Raw genomic sequence first — 525 nt, forward strand, 5'->3', positions numbered from 1 at the left:
TCGTGCTCGGACCGCTCGAGGTTCTGCTTTAGCGTATCCACTTCCGCAGTCAGTGCGGTGGACGCAAGCAGAGAAGCCTGCATACGCATATTGACTCCTTTTTGTTAGACTCCTGCGAATTTTATTTGATCCTCTATTCGGCTTTTCTTCCCGAACGCCAAACAGAGCATCGGGGGCTACTGTCTATGCGGTATTACATTACATAATTTTAACTTCTTACCTCAAATCCTGTTAGAAGGCTGCTGCATGCTTCGGTCAGCCCGCTCTTGGCAAGCTAAACCTTCTGAATCACCGCACTCATGATAGTGCGGTGTTCTTCTTTGATGGAAGCGCCGTTGAGCGCCTCTAGCAAGTTGTCCGGCGCCTCCGGTTGGACGGAGGCCGCCGGTGTCACAGTCTTGCCCTTCTTACAAAGGGGCCGCCTGCCGGACTCCGGAACCACTGCAGGTTCCGGTGCGGAGTCATGTGCGAAGTCCGGGAGGTTGCCCTGTGGCACCTCCGAGGCCTCCTCCTCCTTGCGGGTCC

At 55.2% G+C, this 525-nt stretch carries 1 protein-coding gene; it reads right to left on the reverse strand.

Annotated features, from left to right (window positions below; translation table 11 throughout):
- Positions 1–274: 274 nt before the first annotated feature.
- On the reverse strand, positions 275–525 hold a 251-nt coding region (locus U1T56_RS24580), incomplete at its 5' end, for a hypothetical protein (RefSeq protein WP_418162093.1).

It is taken from the genome of Benzoatithermus flavus (assembly GCF_037908215.1).
GTDB classification, from domain to species: domain Bacteria; phylum Pseudomonadota; class Alphaproteobacteria; order Geminicoccales; family Geminicoccaceae; genus Benzoatithermus; species Benzoatithermus flavus.